Origin of the sequence: Citrobacter sp. BIDMC107, assembly GCF_001037575.1 — a bacterium.
GTDB classification, from domain to species: domain Bacteria; phylum Pseudomonadota; class Gammaproteobacteria; order Enterobacterales; family Enterobacteriaceae; genus Citrobacter; species Citrobacter freundii.
On record NZ_KQ089848.1, the window covers coordinates 999,402 to 1,022,387 of the forward strand.

The 22,986-nt window shown below is 52.9% G+C and carries 21 protein-coding genes; 9 read left to right on the plus strand and 12 right to left on the minus strand.

Annotated features, from left to right (window positions below; translation table 11 throughout):
- Positions 1-54: 54 nt before the first annotated feature.
- Positions 55-1,620 (minus strand): alkyl hydroperoxide reductase subunit F, encoded by a 1,566-nt coding sequence (gene ahpF / locus SK39_RS04825; RefSeq protein WP_003835619.1) that lies wholly within the window; start codon positions 1,618-1,620, stop codon positions 55-57.
- A gap of 154 nt (positions 1,621-1,774) precedes the next feature.
- The gene (ahpC, locus tag SK39_RS04830) at positions 1,775-2,338 is read right to left on the minus strand and encodes an alkyl hydroperoxide reductase subunit C (RefSeq protein ID WP_002894394.1); all 564 of its coding nucleotides are present in this window, start codon (positions 2,336-2,338) and stop codon (positions 1,775-1,777) included.
- 366 nt (positions 2,339-2,704) lie between these two features.
- Between ahpC and dsbG the strand changes: the two genes are divergently transcribed.
- The 4 genes from dsbG to SK39_RS04850 all read left to right on the plus strand — a co-directional run bounded on the left by dsbG (position 2,705) and on the right by SK39_RS04850 (position 6,558).
- A complete protein-coding gene (gene dsbG / locus SK39_RS04835; RefSeq protein ID WP_016149767.1) occupies positions 2,705-3,451 on the plus strand; it encodes a thiol:disulfide interchange protein DsbG in 747 nt (248 codons plus the stop codon).
- A 204-nt stretch (positions 3,452-3,655) separates the two neighbouring features.
- Complete coding sequence (gene citR, locus SK39_RS04840; protein ID WP_032936897.1) at positions 3,656-4,561, plus strand: DNA-binding transcriptional repressor CitR; 906 nt, start codon at positions 3,656-3,658, stop codon at positions 4,559-4,561.
- A 171-nt stretch (positions 4,562-4,732) separates the two neighbouring features.
- The gene (locus SK39_RS04845) at positions 4,733-5,956 is read left to right on the plus strand and encodes a phosphoadenosine phosphosulfate reductase (protein ID WP_003835626.1); all 1,224 of its coding nucleotides are present in this window, start codon (positions 4,733-4,735) and stop codon (positions 5,954-5,956) included.
- Positions 5,941-6,558 (plus strand): IbrB-like domain-containing protein, encoded by a 618-nt coding sequence (locus tag SK39_RS04850; RefSeq protein WP_048216711.1) that lies wholly within the window; start codon positions 5,941-5,943, stop codon positions 6,556-6,558. The genes SK39_RS04845 and SK39_RS04850 overlap by 16 nt, the downstream gene beginning before the upstream one ends.
- Here SK39_RS04850 and SK39_RS04855 read toward each other — a convergent pair whose 3' ends face one another.
- Positions 6,559-7,719, minus strand: coding sequence for a pyridoxal phosphate-dependent aminotransferase (locus SK39_RS04855; protein WP_048216712.1), 1,161 nt, complete (start codon positions 7,717-7,719; stop codon positions 6,559-6,561).
- Between the two features lie 131 nt (positions 7,720-7,850).
- On the opposite strand from SK39_RS04855, the gene SK39_RS04860 reads away from it, so the two are divergent.
- The gene (locus SK39_RS04860) at positions 7,851-8,939 is read left to right on the plus strand and encodes an oxidoreductase (protein ID WP_032936899.1); all 1,089 of its coding nucleotides are present in this window, start codon (positions 7,851-7,853) and stop codon (positions 8,937-8,939) included.
- Positions 8,940-9,053: 114 nt separating this feature from the next.
- On the opposite strand, the gene SK39_RS04865 is transcribed toward SK39_RS04860, so the two are convergent.
- The 7 genes from SK39_RS04865 to entC all read right to left on the minus strand — a co-directional run bounded on the left by SK39_RS04865 (position 9,054) and on the right by entC (position 16,465).
- The gene (locus tag SK39_RS04865; RefSeq protein ID WP_003022064.1) at positions 9,054-9,251 is read right to left on the minus strand and encodes a YbdD/YjiX family protein; all 198 of its coding nucleotides are present in this window, start codon (positions 9,249-9,251) and stop codon (positions 9,054-9,056) included.
- Between the two features lie 63 nt (positions 9,252-9,314).
- Complete coding sequence (gene cstA / locus SK39_RS04870; RefSeq protein ID WP_032936900.1) at positions 9,315-11,420, minus strand: pyruvate/proton symporter CstA; 2,106 nt, start codon at positions 11,418-11,420, stop codon at positions 9,315-9,317.
- A 185-nt stretch (positions 11,421-11,605) separates the two neighbouring features.
- Positions 11,606-12,019, minus strand: coding sequence for a proofreading thioesterase EntH (gene entH, locus SK39_RS04875; RefSeq protein ID WP_003022055.1), 414 nt, complete (start codon positions 12,017-12,019; stop codon positions 11,606-11,608).
- A 2-nt stretch (positions 12,020-12,021) separates the two neighbouring features.
- Positions 12,022-12,777, minus strand: coding sequence for a 2,3-dihydro-2,3-dihydroxybenzoate dehydrogenase EntA (gene entA / locus SK39_RS04880; RefSeq protein WP_003022049.1), 756 nt, complete (start codon positions 12,775-12,777; stop codon positions 12,022-12,024).
- The gene (locus tag SK39_RS04885) at positions 12,777-13,634 is read right to left on the minus strand and encodes an isochorismatase (RefSeq protein ID WP_003022045.1); all 858 of its coding nucleotides are present in this window, start codon (positions 13,632-13,634) and stop codon (positions 12,777-12,779) included. Before SK39_RS04885 ends, entA begins: the two co-directional genes overlap by 1 nt.
- Positions 13,635-13,647: 13 nt before the next feature.
- Positions 13,648-15,258, minus strand: a complete 1,611-nt coding sequence (entE, locus tag SK39_RS04890; protein ID WP_032936901.1) for a (2,3-dihydroxybenzoyl)adenylate synthase EntE — start codon at positions 15,256-15,258, stop codon at positions 13,648-13,650.
- A gap of 31 nt (positions 15,259-15,289) precedes the next feature.
- The gene (gene entC, locus SK39_RS04895) at positions 15,290-16,465 is read right to left on the minus strand and encodes an isochorismate synthase EntC (protein WP_032936903.1); all 1,176 of its coding nucleotides are present in this window, start codon (positions 16,463-16,465) and stop codon (positions 15,290-15,292) included.
- A gap of 187 nt (positions 16,466-16,652) precedes the next feature.
- Between entC and fepB the strand changes: the two genes are divergently transcribed.
- On the plus strand, positions 16,653-17,609 hold the full coding sequence (fepB, locus tag SK39_RS04900) for a Fe2+-enterobactin ABC transporter substrate-binding protein (RefSeq protein ID WP_003835643.1): 957 nt from the start codon (positions 16,653-16,655) through the stop codon (positions 17,607-17,609).
- 61 nt (positions 17,610-17,670) lie between these two features.
- Here fepB and entS read toward each other — a convergent pair whose 3' ends face one another.
- The gene (entS, locus tag SK39_RS04905) at positions 17,671-18,906 is read right to left on the minus strand and encodes an enterobactin transporter EntS (protein ID WP_003847435.1); all 1,236 of its coding nucleotides are present in this window, start codon (positions 18,904-18,906) and stop codon (positions 17,671-17,673) included.
- Positions 18,907-19,015: 109 nt separating this feature from the next.
- Between entS and fepD the strand changes: the two genes are divergently transcribed.
- From fepD to fepC, 3 genes are read left to right on the plus strand one after another with little or no spacing between them, the layout of a single operon-like run.
- Positions 19,016-20,023 carry a Fe(3+)-siderophore ABC transporter permease gene (gene fepD, locus SK39_RS04910; RefSeq protein ID WP_003835646.1) on the plus strand — a complete coding sequence of 336 codons (1,008 nt, stop codon included), beginning with the start codon at positions 19,016-19,018 and terminating at the stop codon, positions 20,021-20,023.
- A complete protein-coding gene (fepG, locus tag SK39_RS04915) occupies positions 20,020-21,012 on the plus strand; it encodes an iron-enterobactin ABC transporter permease (protein WP_003022026.1) in 993 nt (330 codons plus the stop codon). Before fepD ends, fepG begins: the two co-directional genes overlap by 4 nt.
- Complete coding sequence (gene fepC, locus SK39_RS04920) at positions 21,009-21,806, plus strand: iron-enterobactin ABC transporter ATP-binding protein (RefSeq protein WP_003022023.1); 798 nt, start codon at positions 21,009-21,011, stop codon at positions 21,804-21,806. Before fepG ends, fepC begins: the two co-directional genes overlap by 4 nt.
- Positions 21,807-21,852: 46 nt before the next feature.
- Here the strand turns inward: fepC and wzz(fepE) are convergent, their stop codons facing one another.
- On the minus strand, positions 21,853-22,986 hold the full coding sequence (wzz(fepE), locus tag SK39_RS04925) for an LPS O-antigen length regulator Wzz(fepE) (RefSeq protein ID WP_048216713.1): 1,134 nt from the start codon (positions 22,984-22,986) through the stop codon (positions 21,853-21,855).

Genomic DNA, 22,986 nt, shown 5'->3' on the forward strand with positions numbered 1-22,986 from the left:
AAACCGCCAGCGTATGACTGGCGGTTTTGGCATTGCAGGTGAGTCTTACTCTTTTTATGCTACTGTCGTGCGAATCAGATAATCAAACGAACTCAACGAGGCCTTCGCGCCTTCACCGGTCGCGATGATAATCTGCTTATACGGTACGGTGGTGCAGTCACCGGCAGCGAAAACACCTTTCACGCTGGTTTCGCACTTGGCATCGATGATGATTTCACCCATGCGATTACGTTCAACGGCGCCTTCCAGCCAGTTGGTGTTCGGCAGCAGACCAATCTGTACAAAGATACCGGCCAGTTCCACATTGTGAACATCCCCGCTCACGCGGTCACGATACTCCAGGCCAGTGACCTTGCTGCCATCGCCTTTCACTTCTGTCGTTTGCGCGTTCAGAATGATGTCGACATTTTTCAGGCTGCGAAGCTTATTCTGCAACACCTGGTCTGCCTTCATTTCAGGAGCAAACTCCAGCAGCGTCACATGTTCAACAATACCTGCCAGGTCGATAGCCGCTTCAACGCCGGAGTTACCGCCGCCAATTACCGCAACACGCTTACCTTTAAACAGCGGACCATCACAGTGCGGGCAATAGGTTACACCTTTGGTGCGATACTGATCTTCACCCGGAACGTTCATGTTGCGCCATTTCGCGCCGGTGGCGATGATAATGCTACGTGCTTTCAGCACCGCGCCGGAGGCTGTTTCAATCTGATGCAAACCGCCTTCCTGCGCTGCCGGGATCAGTTTGCTTGCGCTCTGGCTGTCGATCACATCGACATCATAATCATCAACGTGTGCTTTCAGCGCACCTGCCAGTTTCTGACCTTCAGTTTTCGGTACTGAGATGTAGTTTTCAATATCAACGGTATCAAGAACCTGACCGCCAAAACGTTCGCCCATCAGACCGGTGCGAATGCCTTTACGTGCAGAGTACACCGCTGCCGCCGCCCCCGCAGGACCAGAACCGACAATCAACACGTCATAAGCATCGCGCTTATTCAGTTCTTCAGCTGCACGTTTTTCTGCGCCGGTATCCACTTTCGCCACGATCTCAGTCAGCGTCATACGACCCTGGCCGAACTCTTTGCCGTTCATAAATACCGCCGGAACGCCCATCACGTTACGATCGGTGATTTCGTTCTGGAATGTACCGCCGTCAATCGCCGTATGTTTGATACGTGGGTTCAGTACCGACATAAGGTTCAACGCCTGCACTACGTCCGGGCAGTTGTGGCAGGAGAGCGAATAATAGGTTTCAAATTCAAAATCACCGTCGAGATCGCGGATCTGCTCCAGCAACGCCTGTGCCTCTTTTGACGGGTGACCGCCGGTCCACAGCAGAGCCAGCACCAGAGAGGTAAACTCATGACCCAGCGGAGAACCGGCAAAACGCGGTCCCTGGTGAGAACCGGGATTGGTAATCAGGAACGATGGCTTACGCACCGCCAGAGTATTGTCTTCTTTAAAGGTGACTTTTTCTGACAGTTCAGCAATTTCAGTCAGCAGTTCCTTGATTTCTGCCGATTTAGCGCTGTCATCCAGCGTAGCAATCAGCTCAACAGGTTTGGTCAGTTTCTCAAGATAAGCCCTGAGCTGGGTTTTCATATTTGTGTCGAGCATTATTCTTCCCTCTCTGAAAACATCATCATGCAAGCCGATTTTGCGGGACTGCATTAATGCAACTTGCGTCATGGTGCTGGAATAAAACAGGCGCAGATTTGCGCCTGTGGAATGCCGGATGCACTACGTTTATCCGGCCTACAAATTATGCGACTTAAATCTTACCAACCAGGTCCAGAGATGGAGCTAAGGTTGCTTCACCTTCTTTCCATTTCGCCGGGCAAACTTCACCTGGGTGAGAAGCGACATACTGTGCAGCTTTAATTTTACGCAGCAGGTCAGATGCATCACGGCCGATACCTTCAGCAGTAACTTCGATTGCCTGGATGATACCCTGCGGGTCAACAACGAAGGTTGCGCGGTCAGCCAGACCTTCATCTTCACGCATGTTGTCGAAGTTACGGGTCAGGGCGCCAGTCGGGTCGCCGATCATCGCGTATTTGATTTTAGCGATGGTCTCAGAGCTGCTGTGCCATGCTTTGTGGGTGAAGTGGGTATCAGTAGATACGGAATACACATCTACGCCCAGTTTCTGCAGTTCTTCGTAATGGTCTGCAACGTCACCCAGTTCGGTCGGGCATACGAAAGTAAAGTCAGCCGGGTAGAAGAAGAAGACGCTCCAGCGACCTTCGGTATCTTTCTCGGTTACTTCGATGAACTCACCGTTTTTGAACGCCTGGTTTTTGAAAGGTTTAATTTTGGTATTAATCAAAGACATCTGTACTTCCTCCGTGTTTTCGTTGAGAGATAAGTTAACGAAAATCTCTTAGCAGGGCTAATGCGTTTCCTTTATCAAATCAATAAGCGTTAACTAACAACTTACTCAATCGAACCTAAAAGACAAAAGTAAAAAAGGCCCCCTATGCAGGGAGCCTCATTACCCGAGCTACCCGCAGGTAACGTCAGTGCCAGCAGGGCTGGCTATGTGTTGCGCTCTACACTACCTTAACAAAGGTCGTAACAGCGATTGGGATTACATCACCCAACTCAAGAAAGGGCAATCGATGGACCGTCGATCTTACCTATGGCTGCGATAGGTTTTGCAATTAAGCCCCCTTTCCTGCTGATTTTATAAGGAAAATCAATGTTTAAACGTACCTTACTTTTAACCCTGCTCCCTGCCGTGGTGCATGCCGAAGAACTGCCTGCTCCCGTTAAAGCTATTGAGAAACAGGGTATTACCATCCTGAAGCCTTTCGATGCACCGGGTGGAATGAAAGGCTATCTGGGAAAATACCAGGACATGGGGGTCACTATCTATGTCACGCCTGACGGTAAACATGCCATCTCCGGCTACATGTATAATGAAAAAGGCGAAAACCTCAGTAATTCGCTCATAGAAAAAGAGATCTATGCCCCTGCCGGACGTGAAATGTGGCAGCGAATGGAAAAAGCATCGTGGATTCTGGACGGGAAAAAAGAGGCACCGGTTATTGTGTACGTGTTTGCCGATCCCTTCTGTCCCTATTGTAAACAGTTCTGGCAGCAGGCGCGTCCGTGGGTAGAATCCGGTAAAGTTCAGTTGCGTACATTATTGGTTGGCGTAATTAAACCTGAAAGTCCGGCCACCGCCGCTGCAATTCTGGCAACCAAAGATCCGGCCAAAACCTGGCATGACTATGAGGCATCCGGTGGGAAAATGAAGCTGGAAATCCCGGCTTCGGTCCCTGCGGAGCAAATGAAGTTACTGAATATCAACCAAAAGTTGATGGATGATTTGGGGGCCAACGTAACGCCGGCTATCTATTACATGAGTAAAGACGATACGTTACAACAGGAAGTAGGCTTACCGGATAAAGAAAAATTAAACATTATTATGGGAAATAAATAAAAGTAACAAGATGAGTGATTGTTATCGTTCTCATATCAATCACTCATTTAAATTAACTTTCCTGCTGAAAATTACGCAACTTGTGCTATTTTAGCTAAAGTTAATTATTCATTAAGCACACAAACATAAATTTCAAGAATAATTACCATTTAAACTATTCCACAATTGAATTTCTCACTACATTACCATCACAGGAAAGTACGCATGGCTAACCTCTATGACCTCAAAAAGTTCGATCTCAACCTGTTGATTATATTTGAATGCATATATCAACATTTGAGCATCAGCAAGGCTGCAGAAACGCTGTACATCACGCCATCAGCTGTAAGTCAGTCATTGCAACGACTGCGTACGCAGTTTAACGACCCTTTATTTATTCGCTCCGGCAAAGGTATTACGCCCACGGTGACGGGTATTAATCTTCATCATCATCTTGAGCAAAACCTGAATCAACTGGAGCAAACAATAAGCATCATGCATGGTGCCCAGCTGAAAAATAAATTCATTATTTACAGCCCACAACTTACAACCACCGTAAATGTGACGACATTAATTCATGCTCTGGTACAAGATTCAGATATTGAAGTCGAACATCACGATATCTTAATGTCGGCAGAAACTGCTGAAAACATACTGGCTTACCGCAAGGCCGACATGGTGGTTACGATGATGCCGGTCCATAACCGTTCCGTCGTTTGCATCCCTTTTAAGACTATCGAGAGTGTTTTGATTTGCAGAAAAGACCATCCCAGAATGAATGACTCAAGCACCCTGCAACAAATTATGCAAGAGCAATTCACCTTCTTACTCACCGAAGAGAAAGGTATTAAAGAATGTCAATCACAAGCCAATACTTTTTTTGTTAATCGTAAGATTGGATTTAGTAGCGATTCTCTGACATCAATCGTTAATATTATTTCCAGCACGGATATTATTGGCCTGATTCCTAAATTAATGTACGATCACTATGCGACTGCACTTAATCTCAAAGAGATTAGTGTTGACTTTAATCTACCCAGCGTCCAGCTATTTTTAATGTATAACAGGGCGTCGCTTAACAACAAAGCATTCGCTGCATATATAAATCAAATCTCCTCAGAAGGTCTGTAAATCGTATTGCAACTTCTCATCAGTACATTTAATTCATTTTCAGAATGTAACAAGGCAACACATATAAATTAAATATATATTTAAATATTGCATACTATATAAATTGGCATATCGTAATAATGTGCATCTCTTATTAATACAAACAATAAAAATCTCTGATATGGTCTTGATATGTCTGTTTATAAAATACCATTGAATCAAAACGTTCTCGAAGCCGCACAGGATCGTATCGCCTGGACGCTTGAGGCTCTGCCACGCATTTGCGTTTCTTTCTCTGGAGGTAAAGATTCGGGGCTGATGTTACATCTAACCGCCGCCATTGCCCGCCAGTTACAGAAAAAAATAAACGTCTTGTTTATCGACTGGGAGGCGCAGTTTTCCTGCACTATCGATTATATCCAGGCGCTGCGCGAGAGTTATTCCGATGTCATCGAAAATTTCTATTGGGTGGCATTACCGCTGACGACGCAGAATTCACTGTCACAATTTCAACCCGAATGGCAGTGTTGGGAGCCGGGTACGCAATGGGTTCGCCAGCCGCCCGCAGATGCCATAACCGATCCTGAATATTTCTCCTTCTATCAACCCGGCATGACCTTTGAACAATTTGTTCGTGAGTTCGCTGACTGGTTTTCGCAGAAACGACCGGCTGCCATGATGGTGGGCATCCGCGCCGATGAGTCATATAACCGCTTTGTTGCCATTGCCAACTCGCAAAAGCAGCGTTTTGCCGATGACAAGCCGTGGACGACTGCAGCACCTGGTGGACACACCTGGTATATTTACCCGCTGTATGACTGGAAAACAGCCGACATCTGGACGTGGTTTGCGAAGTCAAAATTGCCGTGTAACCCCCTGTATAATCTGATGTACCAGGCCGGGGTCCCGACACGATATATGCGCATTTGCGAACCCTTTGGCCCGGAACAGCGTCAGGGATTATGGTTATATCATGTCATTGAACCCGAGCGCTGGGCGGCTATGTGCGCCCGTGTCAGCGGTGTTAAAAGCGGGGGGATTTATGCCGGTCATGACAACCATTTTTACGGTCATCGGAAAATACTTAAACCAGAGCATTTAAGCTGGCAGGAATATGCCATGCTGCTATTGAACAGCATGCCGGAGACTACCGCAGAGCATTACCGCAATAAAATCGCCGTCTATTTGCAGTGGTATAAGAAAAAAGGCATGGATAATATCCCGCAAACTCAGGAAGGCGATATTGGTTCGAAAGATATTCCTTCATGGCGACGTATCTGCAAAGTCCTGTTGAATAATGATTACTGGTGTCGGGCACTTTCATTCAGTCCAACGAAACCCAAAAACTACCAACGCTATAACGAACGTATGAAAACAAAACGCCAGGAATGGGGAATCTTATGCAACACCGACTAACTCACGAACTCCTCGGCTTTCTTTCTGGCCTGTCAGAAGAAGAACGAATTGAAGCCATCAATGAATTCAGGCGGGCGATACACAGCGTCAGTCCCTTTCGCGAGGAACCCGTAGATTGCGTACTTTGGGTTAAAAATGATCACATTTCACCCAATGACTACAACCCCAATAACGTTGCGCCACCGGAGAAAAAGCTGCTGCTGAAGTCCCTTGAAGCAGACGGGTTTACACAGCCCATTGTGGTGGTTCACTCAACGGCAGATGAATACGAAATTGTCGACGGTTTCCACCGCCACGAGTTAGGTAAAGCCAAAGCCTCACTGAGGCCCAAGCTTAAAGGATACCTGCCGGTTGCCTGTTTAGAACGAGAACGCCATGAGCGTATGGCGGCGACCATTCGCCACAACCGCGCCCGTGGGCGTCATCAAATCCACGCCATGTCCGAGATTGTCCGCGAGCTATCGCAACTGGGATGGAGTGAAGAAAGAATTAGCAAGGATCTCGGCATGGACAACGACGAGGTGTTACGCCTGAAGCAAATCAACGGTCTGCAAGAGTTGTTCGCCGACCGTCGATTCTCCAAAGCCTGGACGGTGAAATAGCTACAGCGACACCAGACGTTCAGCTGCTGTTAACAGCGTCGATTCTTGCTTGGCAAAACAGAGACGAATCAGTTTATGCGGGAAAGGATCGGCGCAGAACACAGACAGCGGTATCGCCGCAACGCCCACTTCAGTGGTCAGCCACTGGCAAAATTCCACGTCGTTAAGCGTGGAAACGGCGCTGTAATCGACCAGCAGAAAGTACGTGCCTTCACACGGCAGAATTTCCAGTCGGCTGTCACGCAGCGCGTTCACCAACACGTCGCGTTTTTTCTGATAAAACGCAGGCAGCTCGCGATAGTGTGCAGGATCTTCTCGTAGCATATCCGCCAGTGCCAACTGAGCCGGCGTGTTGACGGAAAACGTCAGATACTGGTGTACCTTGCGTAACTCAGCGCTAATGGCTGCTGGCGCAACGCAGTAGCCAATCTTCCAGCCGGTCATATGGTAGGTCTTACCAAACGATGAAACAGCAACAGCGCGTTCCCGCAGCTCTGAATGTGCCAGCACACTGGCATGCCCTTGCCTGGCGAAACAGATATGCTCATAAACTTCGTCGCTGATGACAAAGATCTCGCGTTCTTTAATTGCTTGCCACAGCGCGTCAAAATCGGCGTGATGCCACACGGTGGCAGAAGGATTATGTGGCGTGTTCAGGATAACCAATCGGGTACGGTCGCTGAGTAAGGCACTAAAAGCCTGCCAGTCGACGCGAAAAGACGGTGGTTGCAGCGCGATACGTTTAACCACCCCGCCGGATAATTCAACCGCAGGCGCATAGCTGTCGTAGCTCGGGTCAAAACAAATCACCTCATCACCTGGGCGCACCAGCGCAGTGATCGCGGCATACAGCGCTTCTGTGGCCCCCGCCGTGATGGTCACTTCACTATTCGCGTCGGGTTTGTAGCCGTACAGGTCTGCCGTTTTATCCGCGATGGCTTCGCGCAGCGGCTGCACGCCCGTCATCGGTGCATACTGGTTTGCACCGTGCGCGACGTGATACGCCAAACGCTCCTGCAAAAAGAGCGGACCGTCAAAATCAGGAAATCCCTGCGAGAGATTAATGGCCTGATGCTGCTGCGCCAGCGCACTCATTTGCGTGAAGATAGTAGTGCCTAGGTTAGGCAGTTTGCTTTGCGGAATCAGCGGGTTATTACTCATTATTGTTATCCCAGCGTGTGATGTTGTGGTTGAAGCCACTATAACACGATGCTAGTATTTGGCAATCAAGACGTTCAGACGTCTATATAAAAATAACCTGCCTGGACAGGACAGCCAAAGGACAACACAACATGAGTAATACAGAGATTCGCGTCGTCACCGGCCCGGCCAACTATTTTTCCCATCCCGGCAGCCTGTCGAGACTCAACGATTTTTTCACTACCGACCAACTTTCACGCGCCGTGTGGGTTTATGGTGAGCGCGCTATCGATGCGGCCCGCCCTTATCTGCCAGAGACATTTCATCTCGCCGAGGCTAAGCGCCTGCTGTTTACGGGACATTGCAGCGAAACCGATGTTGCTCAACTGGCAAAAGAGTCGGGAGAGAATCGCAGCGTGGTGATTGGCGTGGGCGGAGGAACATTGCTCGACACCGCTAAAGCGTTGGCCCGTCGTCTGGATCTGCCGTTTGTCGGTATTCCTACGATTGCGGCGACCTGCGCTGCCTGGACGCCGCTCTCCGTCTGGTATAACGATGCAGGCCAGGCGCTGCATTTTGAAATTTTCCCTGATGCCAATTTCCTCGTTCTGGTCGAACCCGAGATCGTTCTCAATGCGCCAGAGGAATATCTACTGGCGGGGATCGGCGACACGCTGGCGAAGTGGTACGAGGCCGTCGTGCTTGCGCCTCAGCCAGAAAACCTGCCATTAACTGTTCGTCTGGGTATCGATGCCGCGCAGACGATCCGCGACGTCCTGCTGGAAAGCAGCGAGCAGGCGCTGACAGACAAACAACAAGGCTCGTTAAGCCGCACGTTTTGCGATGTAGTGGATGCGATTATTGCCGGAGGCGGCATGGTTGGTGGTCTGGGCGAGCGCTACACCCGCGTGGCGGCGGCGCATTCTGTTCACAATGGCCTGACCGTCCTCCCACAAACAGAGAAGTTTTTACATGGCACTAAAGTGGCGTACGGCATCCTGGTGCAGAGTGCGTTGTTGGGACAAGATGCCGTGCTGGTGCAGTTAATTACCGCCTATCAGCGCTTCAACCTGCCAACCCGATTAGCTCAACTGGACGTGGATATCAATAATCGCGCAGAAATCGACAAAGTGATTACGCACACCCTGCGCCCGGTGGAGTCCATTCACGCCCTGCCGGTAACGTTAACGCCGGAGACACTGCGCGCAGCATTCGAAAAGGTAGAGTCGTTTACGGTATGATTAGGGTATGGGATGCCTGATAGCGGCTTCGTCTTATCAGGCCTACGACGACTAATTATAACGGCAAATGCGATGTTGTAGGCCGGATAAGCGTCAGCGCCATCCGGCAAAAAATCAACAGCACTTCGCGCCGCCTTTCCCCCCATATCGCGCATCCTGGCGCTCGCGGAAAAATTCTTCGTAGGTCATTGGCGTTTGGTCCGGATGCGTGACGCGCATATGTTCAACATAGTTGTCGTAATCCGGCACACCTATCATTAATCGGGCGGTTTGACCTAAATACTTCCCGGCTTTGGCGAGTGTTTCAAACATAGTGATTCCCTGTCGTACAAACGCCCTCCCCGTTCAGGAGAGGGCTCATTGGTTAAGAGAATATTAGTGCGCGCCTTTCGCCTGCGCCACGATCTCTTCGACATTCTCAGGCATCGGCTCGTACGGCGTCTCTTTCGACGTTGGTTTGTCCTCTTTCAATGCTGCCAGCGCAGTTTTGATGGAGAACAGACCCAGCACCACAACGACTACCATGAAGAAGATGGTGAGACCCGCATCCAGGCGGTTGTTAAACACCAGCTGCGTCAGCTGCGACTGGGTGTACTGCGCCGGAATGTTACCACTGTCGATCATCGCCTGGAATTTGTTGGCGATAGCCAGGAAGCCGATTTTTGCATCCGGGCTAAACGCTTTCTGCCAGCCAGCGGTCAGGGTACAAATCAGCAGCCAGGCGGTTGGGACCAGTGCCACCCACGCGTAACGCTGGCGTTTCATCTTGAACAGCACCACAGCACAGAGCATCAACGCCATACCGGCCAGCATCTGGTTAGCAATACCAAACAGCGGCCACAGGGTATTAATACCACCCAGAGGATCCACCACGCCCTGGTGTAAGAAGTAACCCCAGGCCAGCACGCACAGCGCCGTCGCCAGCAGGTTCGCAGGCAACGAATCGGTACGTTTCAGGCCCGGTGACACCACGCCCAGCAAGTCCTGCAGCATAAAGCGCGCAGCGCGTGTACCGGCATCAACCGCCGTCAAAATAAACAAAGCTTCAAACAGAATGGCGAAGTGATACCAGAACGCCACATCCATCATGCCACCCAGCGCGCCATGCAGAATGTACGCCATCCCGACGGCCAGCGTCGGCGCACCACCTGCGCGGGAGATAATGGATTGTTCGCCGACATCGTTAGCGATCTGATGCAGCGTATCAGGCGTGATAACAAAACCCCAACTGCTGACTACCTGTGCCGCTGACGCAACCACATCGGTGGTTCCGGCAGGTGCCAGTACCGCCATTGGGCTGTTCATCGCAAAGTAAACGCCCGGGTCAATAACGCAGGCCGCCACCAGCGCCATAATGGCGACAAAGGATTCCATCAGCATCCCGCCATAGCCGATAAAACAGGCCTGACCTTCATTCGCCAGCATCTTCGGCGTGGTGCCGGAGGCAATCAGCGCGTGGAAACCAGAGACTGCGCCGCAGGCGATGGTAATAAACAGGAACGGGAACAGGTTACCGCTCCAGACCGGGCCGGTACCGTCAACAAACTTGGTCAGAGCTGGCATGGTCAGCGTCGGACGCATGATCAGAATCCCTACCGCCAGACCAACAATGGTGCCGATTTTCAGGAAGGTAGAGAGGTAATCACGCGGGGCCAACAGCAGCCACACCGGCAGCACGGCGGCGACAAAACCGTAGCCCACCAGCATCCAGGTCAGCTGTACGCCGGTAAAGTCAAAGTACGGTGCCCAGGTCGGGCTTTCCGCTACCCAGCCGCCGGAAATAATGGCAAACACCAGGAATACCAGACCAATAACCGACACTTCACCAATGCGGCCCGGGCGCAGATAGCGCAGGTAAATCCCCATAAAAATCGCCAGCGGGATAGTGAACGCTACGGTGTAAGTTCCCCACGGGCTGTGGGTCAGCGCTTTCACGACAATCATCGCCAGTACCGCGAGGATAATCACCATGATCATAAAACAGGCTACCAGCGCAATAACACCCGCCGTTGGGCCCATCTCTTCTTTCACCAGTTCGCCAAGGGAACGACCATCGCGACGGGTAGAAACAAACAGCACCATGAAGTCCTGCACCGCCCCTGCCAGTACCACCCCGGCGAGCAGCCAGATCATCCCCGGCAGATAGCCCATTTGCGCCGCCAGCACCGGTCCAACTAACGGACCCGCTCCGGCAATCGCCGCAAAATGGTGACCAAACAGTACTTTTTTATCGGTGGGTACATAATCCAGACCATCGTTATGACGCACGGCTGGCGTCATACGCGTCGGGTCCAGCGCCAGTACATTTTTCGCGATGTACAGGCCGTAGAAACGGTAAGCGATAAGGTAGACACAGACTGACGCCACGACTATCCACAACGCGTTGATCTGTTCACCACGATTTAACGCAATATATCCCAGGGCAAATGCTCCGATAACGGAGAGCAATGTCCAGAGGAGGTATTTCCCTGATTTATTCATAGTTGTTGTCCGTTTGCGTGATCCAGAAAGATGTTACATTTTGTTTCTATAACATCTTTCCTGATTTTAACAACCTGACAACCACATAAACCTGAGACATAACTGACTATTTACATTGCATTGTTAACTGGATCACTTCATTTACCTGTTAACTCTGCAATTTCATTTTACTTTGCCGGGTAACCTCACCCCATCACCGCCGTGCCTAAACGGCAGGTGCAACAGCGTCGTCCCTGCTCATCAAAGATGACGATTTCCCAGCTTTGATTTTGACGCCCAAGATGCAACGGCTGACAAACGCCGCGTACTTTCCCCTGCGATACCGCCCGATGATGCGTGGCGTTTAGTTCCGTCCCCACCACACACTGCCCGTCGCGCGTCATCAGATAACCCGCCATCGAACCCAACGTTTCCGCCAGGGCCGCCGACGCGCCGCCATGCAGCAGGCCAAACGGCTGATGCGTTCGGCTATCCACCGGCATTTCGGCTTCCAGCACATCATCACCCAGTCGGGTATAGACCATTCCCAGATGCGCCACCATCGTGTTCTGACTGGTGGCATTGAGTTCATCCAGCGTCAAATGACGTTTCCAGATCATCGTCATGCCCCCAGCGTGGAACCGCCGTCCACCACGATATCCTGTAATGTAATGTGGCTGGCCAGATCGGAAGCGAGGAATAAAATAGTGTTGGTGATCTCTTGCGGCCGGGCGATTTTCCCCAGCGGAATCCCAAGCTTAAACTGCTCGCCAAATCCACGAATGCGCTGTTGCTCCGCGTCATCGCTGACCCACAGCGTACGCTGCATGTCGGTATCGGTCGAACCCGGAGAAACCACGTTACAACGCACACCGCTGCCTGCCAGTTCAAGTCCGACGGTCAGCGCCAGGCTTTTCAACGCGGCCTTTGACGCACCGTAAGCACTCATGCCGATACGCGGCGTGTGCGCCGCATCCGACGCGACGGTCACGATCGCCCCGCCCTGCTGGCGACGAAACTGCGCCATCGTCTGCTGAAACAGATTGAACGCTCCGCCAACGTTAACCGCAAACGTCTGCTGCCACTCCTCAGCGCTTAGCGCATCGGTGGCACCCATACGCAAAATACCTGCGGCATTGACCAACACATCCAAACGCTCGCGCGCTTTGAGGACGCGCTGGCACACCTCAGCTACCTGTCCGGCATTCGCCACATCCAGCACTTCGGTCGTAAACGGGTAGTTATCCTGAGGAAATTCGCGATCGAATCCAGTCACCTCAGCACCTGCATTCGCAAACGCCAGCGCCGTGGTGTAGCCAATCCCTTTTCCCGCCCCGGTTACCCAGACGGTTTTCCCGGCAAAATCAAATCCGGCCATTACTTCACCTCGCGGGAGAGCAGAGCCCACCATGCGTCAATGGTCGGTTTTTTCGCCAGCATCACGAAATCAATGTCACCATGAACCTTACGCCAGCGCGCCGCCAGCGCCATCATGCGCACGGAATCCAGCCCATAGTCGATCAGGTTTTCGTCATCCATCGGCTCTTCGGACTCATCCAGCAGCGGCAGAATAACGCTGCGCAACGCATCTTTACTGGCCGGAACCGGCGTCGGTAATAATTCCTGGGTCATAACCACACGCCCGGAACGTCCCGCCACGTATTTCAGCGACATCAAGTGTTCATCACGGCTAAAGTCCGCCAGCGCATCGGCAACCATAAACGGCTTGATGTCACGCATGAAAGCGTCAGTTGCGGTGGTCATACAGCCAATATGCGCATACACCCCGGTAATGATCAGTTGATTACGCCCGGTTTCCTTGAGCATCTGTTCCAGCGGGGAGCGATGAAATGCGCTATAACGCCATTTCACCAGAATGGTATCCGCTTCATCCGGCGCCAGCGCCTCAACGATCTTTTGTTGTTCCGGCGAACGCGTCAGGCCCGGTCCCCACATATCATTGAGCAGAGCGCGGTCTTCATCACTCTGCTCTTTCGGTTGAGCGGTGTAATACACCGGAATATTATGCTCTTTGCAGTACTGGCGCAGCGCGGCGATGTTCGCGACGACCTGCTCCATCATCGGACAGTTATCGCCCCAAAAGCCGATAAAATAATCCTGCATGTCGTGGATCAGCAGCGCGGCGCGTTCAGGGTCAAATGCCCAGTCGACTTTGTTCACCGGAACATCAAGCGCCGTTGGTAGCGCATAAGCCTGCAGTTTAGGAATTGCCATTTCTATTTCTCCTTCAGGCCAGTGAACGTGATGCCAGCCACTGACGTAATTGTTTTTTATCTACCTTCCCCACTGGAGTCAGCGGTAATGACTCAACGCACTCAACACGATCGGGTAATTTGAATTCCGCCACACCCTGTTCGCGCAGAAAACGGCGCACCTGAACCGCGCGCAGCGGTTCTTTTACCACTAGCCAGGCACAGCTTTTCTCGCCCATCAGTTCGTCATCCATACTGACCAACGCGGCATGGATAACCATTGGATGGCGCAGCAGCAGGTTTTCAATCTCTTCAGCAGCGATCTTCTCCCCGCCGCGGTTGATCTGATCCTTTTCGCGTCCCTGAACGGTGATGTAGCCATCCGGGTCGATAGCGATCAGATCGCCGGAACAGTAAAAGCCGTTGGCGTCAAAGGCGCTGGCATTATGCTCAGGGCTTTTGAAATAACCACGGAAGGTGTACGGACCACGTGTCATCAGGCGTCCGGTCTCTCCCTGGGCTAAGGGGTTGCCGTCAGCGTCTGCTACCCAGACTTCATCATCAGGACACATCGGGCGACCCTGGGTATTGATGATGCGCTCAGGACTGTCGTCCAGACGGGTGTAGTTCACCAGCCCTTCCGCCATGCCGAAGACCTGCTGCAACTGGCAGCCAATCTCAGCCGGAATACGCGCCGCAAGCGTGGCGGAAAGTCTCGCTCCACCGACCTGTAGCAGTTTCAGCGAAGCCAATTGCGCATTGCTGCCCCACTCCGCAATCGCCTGCAACCACAGGCTCACCGCAGGTGGCACCAGCGCCGTGACGTTAACCTGATGCTGTTCAATCAGCGGGAAACACAGGGTAGCGCTAGGGTCGGCCGCCAGCACGACGGTGCCGCCGGCCAGGAACACGCCCAGCGCGCCTGGCGAACTCATGGCGTAGTTATGCGCCGCCGGGATTGCACATAAATAACGCGTTTCCCCGGTGAAGCGGCAAATCTCATTGCTGCGACGCACGCTGTAGTAGTAATCGTTATGAGTGCGAGGAATCAGCTTTGGCGTCCCGGTCGTCCCGCCGGAAAGCTGGAAGTACGCCACCTCATCAGCGGGCGACGGTGTAGCCGTAAAATCAGTCGCAGGTTGGCTTATCGCCGTTTGCAGATTGTGTTCACCTTCGTCGTTGTGCAGTTGCACCACGCGCACTGAATTGTGTTCGGCCACAAAAGCGTTTAGAAAATCGTCCCCGCTAAACAGCGTATGCTGGCGATCGGCAATCAGCAGCGCCGGTTCAATCTGTTTGGCATAGGCGTTGAGTTCGTTACGCTGATGGCTGAACAGGGCCAACACCGGAGCTACGCCCAGCTTGAGTAACGCAAAGAAGGTGATATACAGCTCAGCCACATTGCCCAGTTGTACCAGCGCGGTTTCACCGGGTTTAATCCCTTGGCGACGCAAACTGCAGGCAAGATTGTCAGCGGCCTGATTCAGCTGGCGATAGCTCAGATAGCGTTCACCATCAATAACCGCCGTATGGTCGCTGTCGGCATGACGGGTCAGAATGTCGGTCAGCGGCAAATCCTGCCAGTAACCTTTTTCACGATACCTGCGGGCAAACTCTTCCGGCCAGCGGGTGAATGGAATACTCATTATTGCTCCTTAAAACCAGTCCACAAGGCTCTTAATGCAGTCCAAAAACATTCAACATCGTGGAGAGCTTGGCCCCCGTTTCACGCCATTCCGCAACCGGGGAAGAGGCTGGAACAATTCCTGCTCCGGCAAAAAAACGCACCTGATTGCGCAGCAGCTTCGCACAGCGGATCGTCACTACCCACTCACCGTTACCTTCGGCATCACACCAGCCGACAATACCGCCGAACAGTTCGCGATCGAACGGCTCCAGCTCGGCGATAAGTTTGCGCGCAACCTGATGTGGGAAGCCGCTCAGCGCAGGCGTCGGGTGCAGCAGGCACGCCAGCGTCAGGGCGTTTTCCTGCGCGTTGGCTTTACCTTCAAACGGCGTGCCGAGGTGCCAGAGCGTCGGCGTAGTAACCAGCTGCGGAGAAGAAGGCAGTTGCAGTTCACGGCTGCGATCGCGCAATATCGTTTTCATCGCTTGCGTCACCAGTTCGTGCTCATGGCGGTCCTTCTCAGATGCCAGCAGGCGGATCCCTGCTTCGCGATCCAGCACATCATCAGGCTGACGACGTGCAGAGCCCGCCAGCGGCAGAGAACTGAAACGCTCGCCTTCTTTGCGCAGAAGCAATTCCGGGCTGGCACCAATCAATACGCCGCCGTCTTCAATCGGCACATGGAAGTTGTAGCTCGCTGGATTTTGCGCCACCAGACGCTCCAGCAGCGCACCACTGTCAATGTTGGCATCGGTGGTGATATCGATCAGGCGTGACAACACCACTTTGTCGACTTCCGGAGTAGACGTCAGCGCAGCCGCCCGGGCGACCATATCTTCAAAAAAGTCCTGTTCCGGGATCGATTTACGTTCCACGACGTTCAGCGACTGATGCGCGGTAAAGTAACGTGATGATCGCTGCTTCGCCGTACGAGAAAAGCTCTGCCACGATTGGGGAATAAACAGCGATGATGGCTGGCGGGTATCAAAGGGAATCGCCCCGACCATGACAGGATTCGCGATACCCTGTGATTTGGCATCAGCAAACAGTGTGTTCATTTTTTGTTGGAAAGGGCTGTCTGGCGAATCGCCATCAATTGCCGGTTCCGCATAGCGGGCGAAGCATCCTGACGTCGTAAAACTACGGTACGGCGACATAAAGAAAAAACTGTCGGGAGCGAGCGTCGGCATAGTCTGCGTTTTTTCCTCGGCCAGTGACGTATCCATATCATCCTCCAAAAATGATAAAGGCTCTAATAATGATTATCATTTATATTTTCGGTCGCTAACCTAAAAGTAAAGCGGCGGTATGTCAACTCTTGTGGTAGCACAATGTGCGACTTTGGCTTGCATCCTTGCTCGCTAACAATGAAAATGAGAAGCATTACTTATACTGATAACAGGAAGCTGATTCGTGAGTCTCCCCTCTTTTTGCCGCACCGTGCTCTTACTGGCAGGTTTATCTCTTTCAGGAATTTCTTCAGGTCACGCCGCCGACTGGCCGCGTCAGGTTACTGACAGCCGCGGCACGCATACGCTGGAGCATAAACCGCAGCGAATTGTCTCCACCAGCGTGACCCTCACCGGTTCGCTGCTGGCGATTGATGCCCCGGTCATCGCCAGCGGTGCCACTACGCCGAACAATCGCATCGGCGATGCGCAGGGCTTTTTACGCCAGTGGAGCGAAGTGGCAAAAGAACGCAAACTGAGCCGCCTGTATATCGGCGAACCGAGCGCCGAGGCCGTCGCAGCTCAAATGCCGGATTTGATTCTGGTAAGCGCCACCGGGGGCGATTCTGCCCTCGCGCTGTACGATCAGCTGTCCACCATTGCGCCAACGCTCATCATTAATTACGACGATAAAAGCTGGCAGTCGCTGCTGACCCAGTTAGGTGAAATTACCGGTCAGGAGCAACAGGCTGCTGCGCGTATTGCCGAGTTTGATAAGCAACTACAGGCAGTTAAGCAACGTATTACCCTGCCACCACAGCCGGTCAGCGCGCTGGTATATACCGCCGCAGCGCACAGCGCCAACCTGTGGACGCCTGAGTCAGCGCAAGGCAAGCTGATGGAGCAGTTAGGGTTCACGCTGGCAACGCTGCCTGCCAACTTGCATACCAGCCAGAGTCAGGGCAAACGCCACGATATCATCCAGCTTGGCGGTGAGAACCTGGCGGCAGGCCTGAACGGCGAAGCGCTGTTCCTGTTTGCTGGCGACAGCAAAGATGCCGATGCTATTTACGCTAATCCGCTTCTGGCGCATCTGCCAGCCGTGCAAAATAAACGTGTTTATGCCCTGGGTACGGAAACCTTCCGTCTCGACTACTACAGCGCAATGCTGCTGCTGCAACGTCTGTCGGCTCTGTTTTAATTGCCAGCGCCGGATGCGGCTAACGCCTTATCCGGCCTACAATCCGTAGAGCACAACGCGATCAGACATTCACGGGGACTTGCCGGAATCGGCGCACTTCTCCCAACAACAGCAGCAGTAAAAGACCGACAATCACCAGCCCAAACCCACTCACGCTTGCCGAAGCAACCGGCGTCATCATCGCGCCCAGACCACCTAACAACGCCGCGCCAATCGCATCGCCGGTGACGTTCTGTGCGGTCCACAAACCATTAATTCGCCCGAGCATCGCTTCCGGCGTCTGCGTCTGTAACAGGGTGTACTGCAACAAAGAGCTGACCGCACTCAACCAACCGAACAGCGCCAGACAAACCACACCAAGCTGCCAAATGGGCATCAAGCCAAACAGACCGATAGCCAGAAATGAAGCCACGGTCGATGCCAGCATGATCAGTCCCGGACGAAGACTGTGCGCCAGTTGTCCGCTGGTCAATGCACCCACGGCTGCCCCCAGCGGAATAGCCGCATACAGCAGGCCAATTTGCGCACTCGACATGTGCCAGTTAATCGCCAACGCCGGATACAGCACGCGCACGGCGCTCGCCATGGTTAACAGACCACCGAGCAGTGCAATGCCGCCAATCAGTGGGCTGGCAAGCAGAAAGCGGAATGCTGCCAGCAGCGATTTCAGCGGATGCTCACGCGGCTGCGGCGGAGGCGGCAACGCGGGAAGACTCAGCAACGGTAGTAAGGTAATGAAGGTCCCCGCCGCCGCCAGTCCGTAGTTCCAGGCCACGCCGCCGGTCGCGAGCAACACCCCGCCAAGCATCGGCGAAATTACCGATCCCAGACGTACCGTCAGCATGGTAATCGCCCCGGCCTGCATCAGATTCTCCCGCCCGACCAGCGCTGGCGTCGCTGCCAGTAAAGCAGTCACGCCCAGCGAAGCAAAGAAACCGTCCCATAAGCCAAGCAGATAAATTGCCAGTAACGACGGTTCGGGAAGTAACGCATTCAAACACAGGCCAATAAAGCCAATGCCACAGGTACCACGCGCCAGCAGGATCACTTTTTTACGCTCATAGCGGTCGGCCAGCACACCGCCCACCATCAGGCCAATAAACATTGCACTGCCGGTCAGCGTCACCGACAAACCGACCTGCCAGGTCGACTGGGTCATCATCTGGATTTGAACCGGAACCGCGACGCCGAGTAGCCCCAGAGAGACAATGGAAATAAAACGGGCGAGGAAGACTGCACGAAATGCAGGGTGGGTCTTTAACAGGCTGAGATTGAGCAGCCATGATTGTCGATTCATTACAGAGCCTTACCAGGTACTTTTTCAATATCCATTCGATGGCTGCACATGCTAACATATCCAAATAAGATCGATAACGATAATTACTATCATTATCAGGGAAGTTGATATGTCATGCTCTGTTTCCGCGACACGCGCCTTCGCCGTGCCCGGACTATTGTTATTACTTGTTCTGACCACGGTATTAAGTCTGGTTATTGGCGCCAAGTCGCTACCTGCCTCCGTGGTGCTGGATGCGCTCACCGGCAGTTGTCAAAGCGCTGATTGCACCATCGTGCTTGACGCGCGACTCCCACGCACGCTGGCGGGGCTGCTCGCCGGTGGTGCGCTGGGCCTGGCTGGCGCATTAATGCAAACGCTCACGCGTAATCCTCTCGCCGATCCCGGCATTCTGGGTGTCAACTCCGGTGCCAGCTTCGCTATTGTGCTGGGCGCCGCGCTGTTCGGCTTTTCCTCTGCGCAAGAGCAACTGCTGATGGCCTTTTGCGGTGCGCTGGCTGCGTCGCTGATCGTAGCTTTTACCGGTAGTCAGGGCGGTGGGCAGTTAAGCCCGGTACGTTTGACGCTGGCGGGCGTTGCCCTGGGCGCGGTGCTGGAAGGATTATCCACCGGCATCGCCCTGCTCAACCCGGACGTTTACGATCAGTTGCGTTTCTGGCAAGCTGGCTCACTGGATATCCGCAGCCTGCAAACGCTGAAGGTTGTATTGGTACCAGTACTGATTGCCGCGGCTGTCGCACTGTTCCTCAGTCGCGCCCTGAATAGCCTGAGCCTCGGGAGCGACACAGCTACCGCGCTTGGTAGTAAAGTCGCTCGCACACAGTTTATTGGCCTGCTGGTGATTACCGTACTGTGCGGCAGCGCGACCGCGATTGTCGGTCCTATCGCCTTTATCGGCCTGATGATACCTCACATGGCGCGCTGGCTGGTGGGGGCGGATCACCGCTGGTCACTGCCCGTCACCCTGTTGGCAACCCCTTCTCTGTTACTGATTGCCGATATCATCGGTCGCCTGATTGTTCCCGGCGAGCTGCGCGTGTCGGTGGTCAGCGCTTTCATCGGCGCGCCGGTGCTTATCTTTCTGGTACGCCGTAAATCGCGCGGGGGTGGCGCATGATGCACCTCTCCCGCCGCCTGATAATCAGCAGCCTGCTGCTGGTTGCAGGTTGTCTCGTCATTGGTTTATGGAGCCTGCGTAGCGGCGTTGTTACGCTGGAAACCCAGCAAATTATTGCCGCCCTGCTCGGCGATGCGCCGCGCAGTATTACCCTGGTGGTGACCGAATGGCGTTTGCCACGCGTGCTCATGGCGCTATTGATTGGCGCAGCGCTCGGCGTGAGCGGCGCAATATTCCAGTCGCTGATGCGTAACCCGCTGGGTAGCCCGGATGTGATGGGCTTTAATACCGGTGCCTGGAGCGGTGTGCTGGTGGCAATGGTGCTGTTCGGACAGCATCTTACCGCGATCGCGCTGGCGGCCATGCTCGGTGGGATCCTGACTTCTCTGGTGGTCTGGGCGCTAGCCTGGCGCAATGGGATCGACACCTTCCGGCTAATTATTATTGGTATCGGCATACGCGCCATGCTGGTGGCGTTCAACACCTGGCTACTGTTGAAAGCATCATTAGAAACCGCGCTAACGGCTGGACTGTGGAACGCTGGATCGCTCAATGGCCTGACCTGGGCCAAAACCTGGCCGTCTGCCCCGCTGATTATCATCATGCTGGTATGCGCCACATTGCTGGTACGCCGGATGCGCTTACTGGAAATGGGTGATGACAGTGCCTGTGCGCTTGGTGTCAGCGTTGAGCGCTCGCGTCTGATGATGATGCTGGTTGCGGTTGTACTAACCGCTGCCGCCACCGCGCTGGCGGGTCCTATCTCGTTTATTGCCCTTGTCGCGCCGCATATCGCGCGACGTATAAGCGGCACATCGCGCTGGGGATTAACCCTGTCAGCGCTGTGCGGCGCGTTGCTGCTGCTGATGGCGGATTTATGCGCCCAACAGCTGTTTATGCCTTATCAGCTTCCGGTGGGCGTTGTCACCGTAAGCCTCGGCGGTATTTATCTTATCGTCTTGTTAATTCAGGAGTCCCGCAAAAAATGACCGAATCAGTAGCCCGTTTGCGTGGCGACCAGTTAACGCTGGGTTATGGCAAGTTTACCGTGGCGGAAAACCTCAATGTGTCGATTCCCGACGGTCACTTCACCGCGATTATCGGGCCAAATGGCTGCGGGAAATCGACATTGCTGCGCACGCTTAGTCGCCTGATGACGCCCGCGAACGGCAAGGTCTGGCTCGACGGCGAACATATTCAACACTATGCCAGCAAGGAAGTCGCCCGACGAATAGGTTTGCTGGCGCAAAACGCCACCACGCCGGGAGATATTACGGTACAGGAGCTGGTTGCCCGCGGGCGCTATCCGCACCAGCCGCTGTTTACCCGCTGGCGGCAAGAGGATGAAATTGCGGTCTCAAACGCCATGCAGGCGACGGGTATCACCCACCTGGCATCACAAAGTGTGGATACCCTTTCCGGCGGACAACGTCAACGTGCATGGATTGCGATGGTGCTGGCGCAGGAAACGTCGATTATGCTGCTTGATGAACCCACCACCTGGCTGGATATCAGTCATCAGATCGATCTGCTGGAACTGTTGAGTGAGTTAAACCGGGAAAAAGGCTACACGCTGGCCGCCGTTTTGCACGACCTGAATCAGGCCTGTCGCTATGCGACGCATCTGATTGCGCTGCGAGATGGAAAAATTATTGCCGAGGGTGCACCGAAGGAGATCGTCACCGCGCAGCTTATTGAAAAAATCTATGGACTGCGCTGTATGATTATCGACGATCCAGTTGCCGGAACGCCGTTAGTAGTGCCGCTTGGACGCAGCAAATAACACGCGTTATCGTAAGGCGGCTGGCTTGCCGCCATACGACAATTCATCACACCAGTTGCTGATCAATAAACGTCATTTTTTGCTTACGCGACACCATGGCATAGTTCAGCAGAACGCCACCACACGCCACCATTCCACCCAGTAATGCGGCCAGAATAACGATCATTGATTTAGCCGGGCCATCTTTTTTCACCGGCAGCGAAGGCGTAAGTTGATATTTAAACGGTGTGAATTTTACGTCGCTCACATTCATCGCTAACAGTTGCTCAACGTGATACTGCCGATTACGTAATTCACCGTTAATTTCAGCAACATCCGTTACTGATTTTTCTATTTCTAATTTACGTTCGATGCCGTCAGCACCCAGTGAAATAGAGAAATCGGGATCATCCTTCACCGCCTGGCCATTACTGTAGACCGGCTTTTTAATCCCGGCGGCATTGGCAATCTCCAGCGAGTAGTTCAGTCGCTGGATATTTGCTTCCAGTTGGTTCTTGAGCCTGACGCGATCCATCTCCAGCCTTTCTTTTTCGAAGCTGGTTTTGATGGACAGTTTATTGCGAATATCTTCCAGCGTTTCTTTCACTACAATATCAGAAATATACTGGATATATCCCTTCAGCACAGACTGAGCTTCTTCGGCCTGAGGTGCGGTAAAACTCAGCGTCCATGAGGTATACAGCGAAGTTTCGTTCTTCTTACCCAGGTTAGTATCAACCGCTTTCATTTTCTCACTAAGCCTGACAATTGCCTGATGCAACTCCATTTCGTCGATATCAGCGCCTTTCAATTGATCCATCACGTAAGGTGAAGAGCGCAGATACTCTTCTAACAATGAAGGCGACTGGAATTTTTTGATAAACAGGTTAAACACATCACCACGGCTAACGCTAATATCCATATCCAGCACGCGCAATTTGGTCAACATATTCTCGAGACTCTGCCACTGAACCGGTTCTGCGGGGGTCACGATTGCCTGACTGGTCCATTTTTGCGGAAGCAGGAAAGATACCAGAATACCCACACAAGCAAAGGCGAAAACGGTCGCGATAATTTTCGTTCTTGCTCGCCATAAGATTTCGATTAGGTTCACTAAATCGATTTCATTTGCGTTTGCCGCTGGCTGAGGATAGCCAGTAAATTCCGAAACGTTATCTTGCTTAATATTTAATGATGACAT

Excerpts from the sequence above, each read along its gene's own strand:
- dsbG (WP_016149767.1), top strand. The coding sequence starts at position 2,705 with ATGTTTAAACGTACCTTACTTTTAACCCTGCTCCCTGCCGTGGTGCAT.
- entH (WP_003022055.1), bottom strand. The coding sequence starts at position 12,019 with ATGATCTGGAAACGTCATTTGACGCTGGATGAACTCAATGCCACCAGT.
- SK39_RS04845 (WP_003835626.1), top strand. The coding sequence starts at position 4,733 with ATGTCTGTTTATAAAATACCATTGAATCAAAACGTTCTCGAAGCCGCA.
- fepD (WP_003835646.1), top strand. The coding sequence starts at position 19,016 with ATGTCATGCTCTGTTTCCGCGACACGCGCCTTCGCCGTGCCCGGACTA.
- entS (WP_003847435.1), bottom strand. The coding sequence starts at position 18,906 with ATGAATCGACAATCATGGCTGCTCAATCTCAGCCTGTTAAAGACCCAC.
- citR (WP_032936897.1), top strand. The coding sequence starts at position 3,656 with ATGGCTAACCTCTATGACCTCAAAAAGTTCGATCTCAACCTGTTGATT.
- ahpC (WP_002894394.1), bottom strand. The coding sequence starts at position 2,338 with ATGTCTTTGATTAATACCAAAATTAAACCTTTCAAAAACCAGGCGTTC.
- entE (WP_032936901.1), bottom strand. The coding sequence starts at position 15,258 with ATGAGTATTCCATTCACCCGCTGGCCGGAAGAGTTTGCCCGCAGGTAT.
- fepC (WP_003022023.1), top strand. The coding sequence starts at position 21,009 with ATGACCGAATCAGTAGCCCGTTTGCGTGGCGACCAGTTAACGCTGGGT.
- SK39_RS04885 (WP_003022045.1), bottom strand. The coding sequence starts at position 13,634 with ATGGCAATTCCTAAACTGCAGGCTTATGCGCTACCAACGGCGCTTGAT.
- entA (WP_003022049.1), bottom strand. The coding sequence starts at position 12,777 with ATGGCCGGATTTGATTTTGCCGGGAAAACCGTCTGGGTAACCGGGGCG.
- cstA (WP_032936900.1), bottom strand. The coding sequence starts at position 11,420 with ATGAATAAATCAGGGAAATACCTCCTCTGGACATTGCTCTCCGTTATC.
- SK39_RS04850 (WP_048216711.1), top strand. The coding sequence starts at position 5,941 with ATGCAACACCGACTAACTCACGAACTCCTCGGCTTTCTTTCTGGCCTG.
- SK39_RS04855 (WP_048216712.1), bottom strand. The coding sequence starts at position 7,719 with ATGAGTAATAACCCGCTGATTCCGCAAAGCAAACTGCCTAACCTAGGC.
- SK39_RS04860 (WP_032936899.1), top strand. The coding sequence starts at position 7,851 with ATGAGTAATACAGAGATTCGCGTCGTCACCGGCCCGGCCAACTATTTT.
- SK39_RS04865 (WP_003022064.1), bottom strand. The coding sequence starts at position 9,251 with ATGTTTGAAACACTCGCCAAAGCCGGGAAGTATTTAGGTCAAACCGCC.
- ahpF (WP_003835619.1), bottom strand. The coding sequence starts at position 1,620 with ATGCTCGACACAAATATGAAAACCCAGCTCAGGGCTTATCTTGAGAAA.
- fepG (WP_003022026.1), top strand. The coding sequence starts at position 20,020 with ATGATGCACCTCTCCCGCCGCCTGATAATCAGCAGCCTGCTGCTGGTT.
- entC (WP_032936903.1), bottom strand. The coding sequence starts at position 16,465 with ATGGATACGTCACTGGCCGAGGAAAAAACGCAGACTATGCCGACGCTC.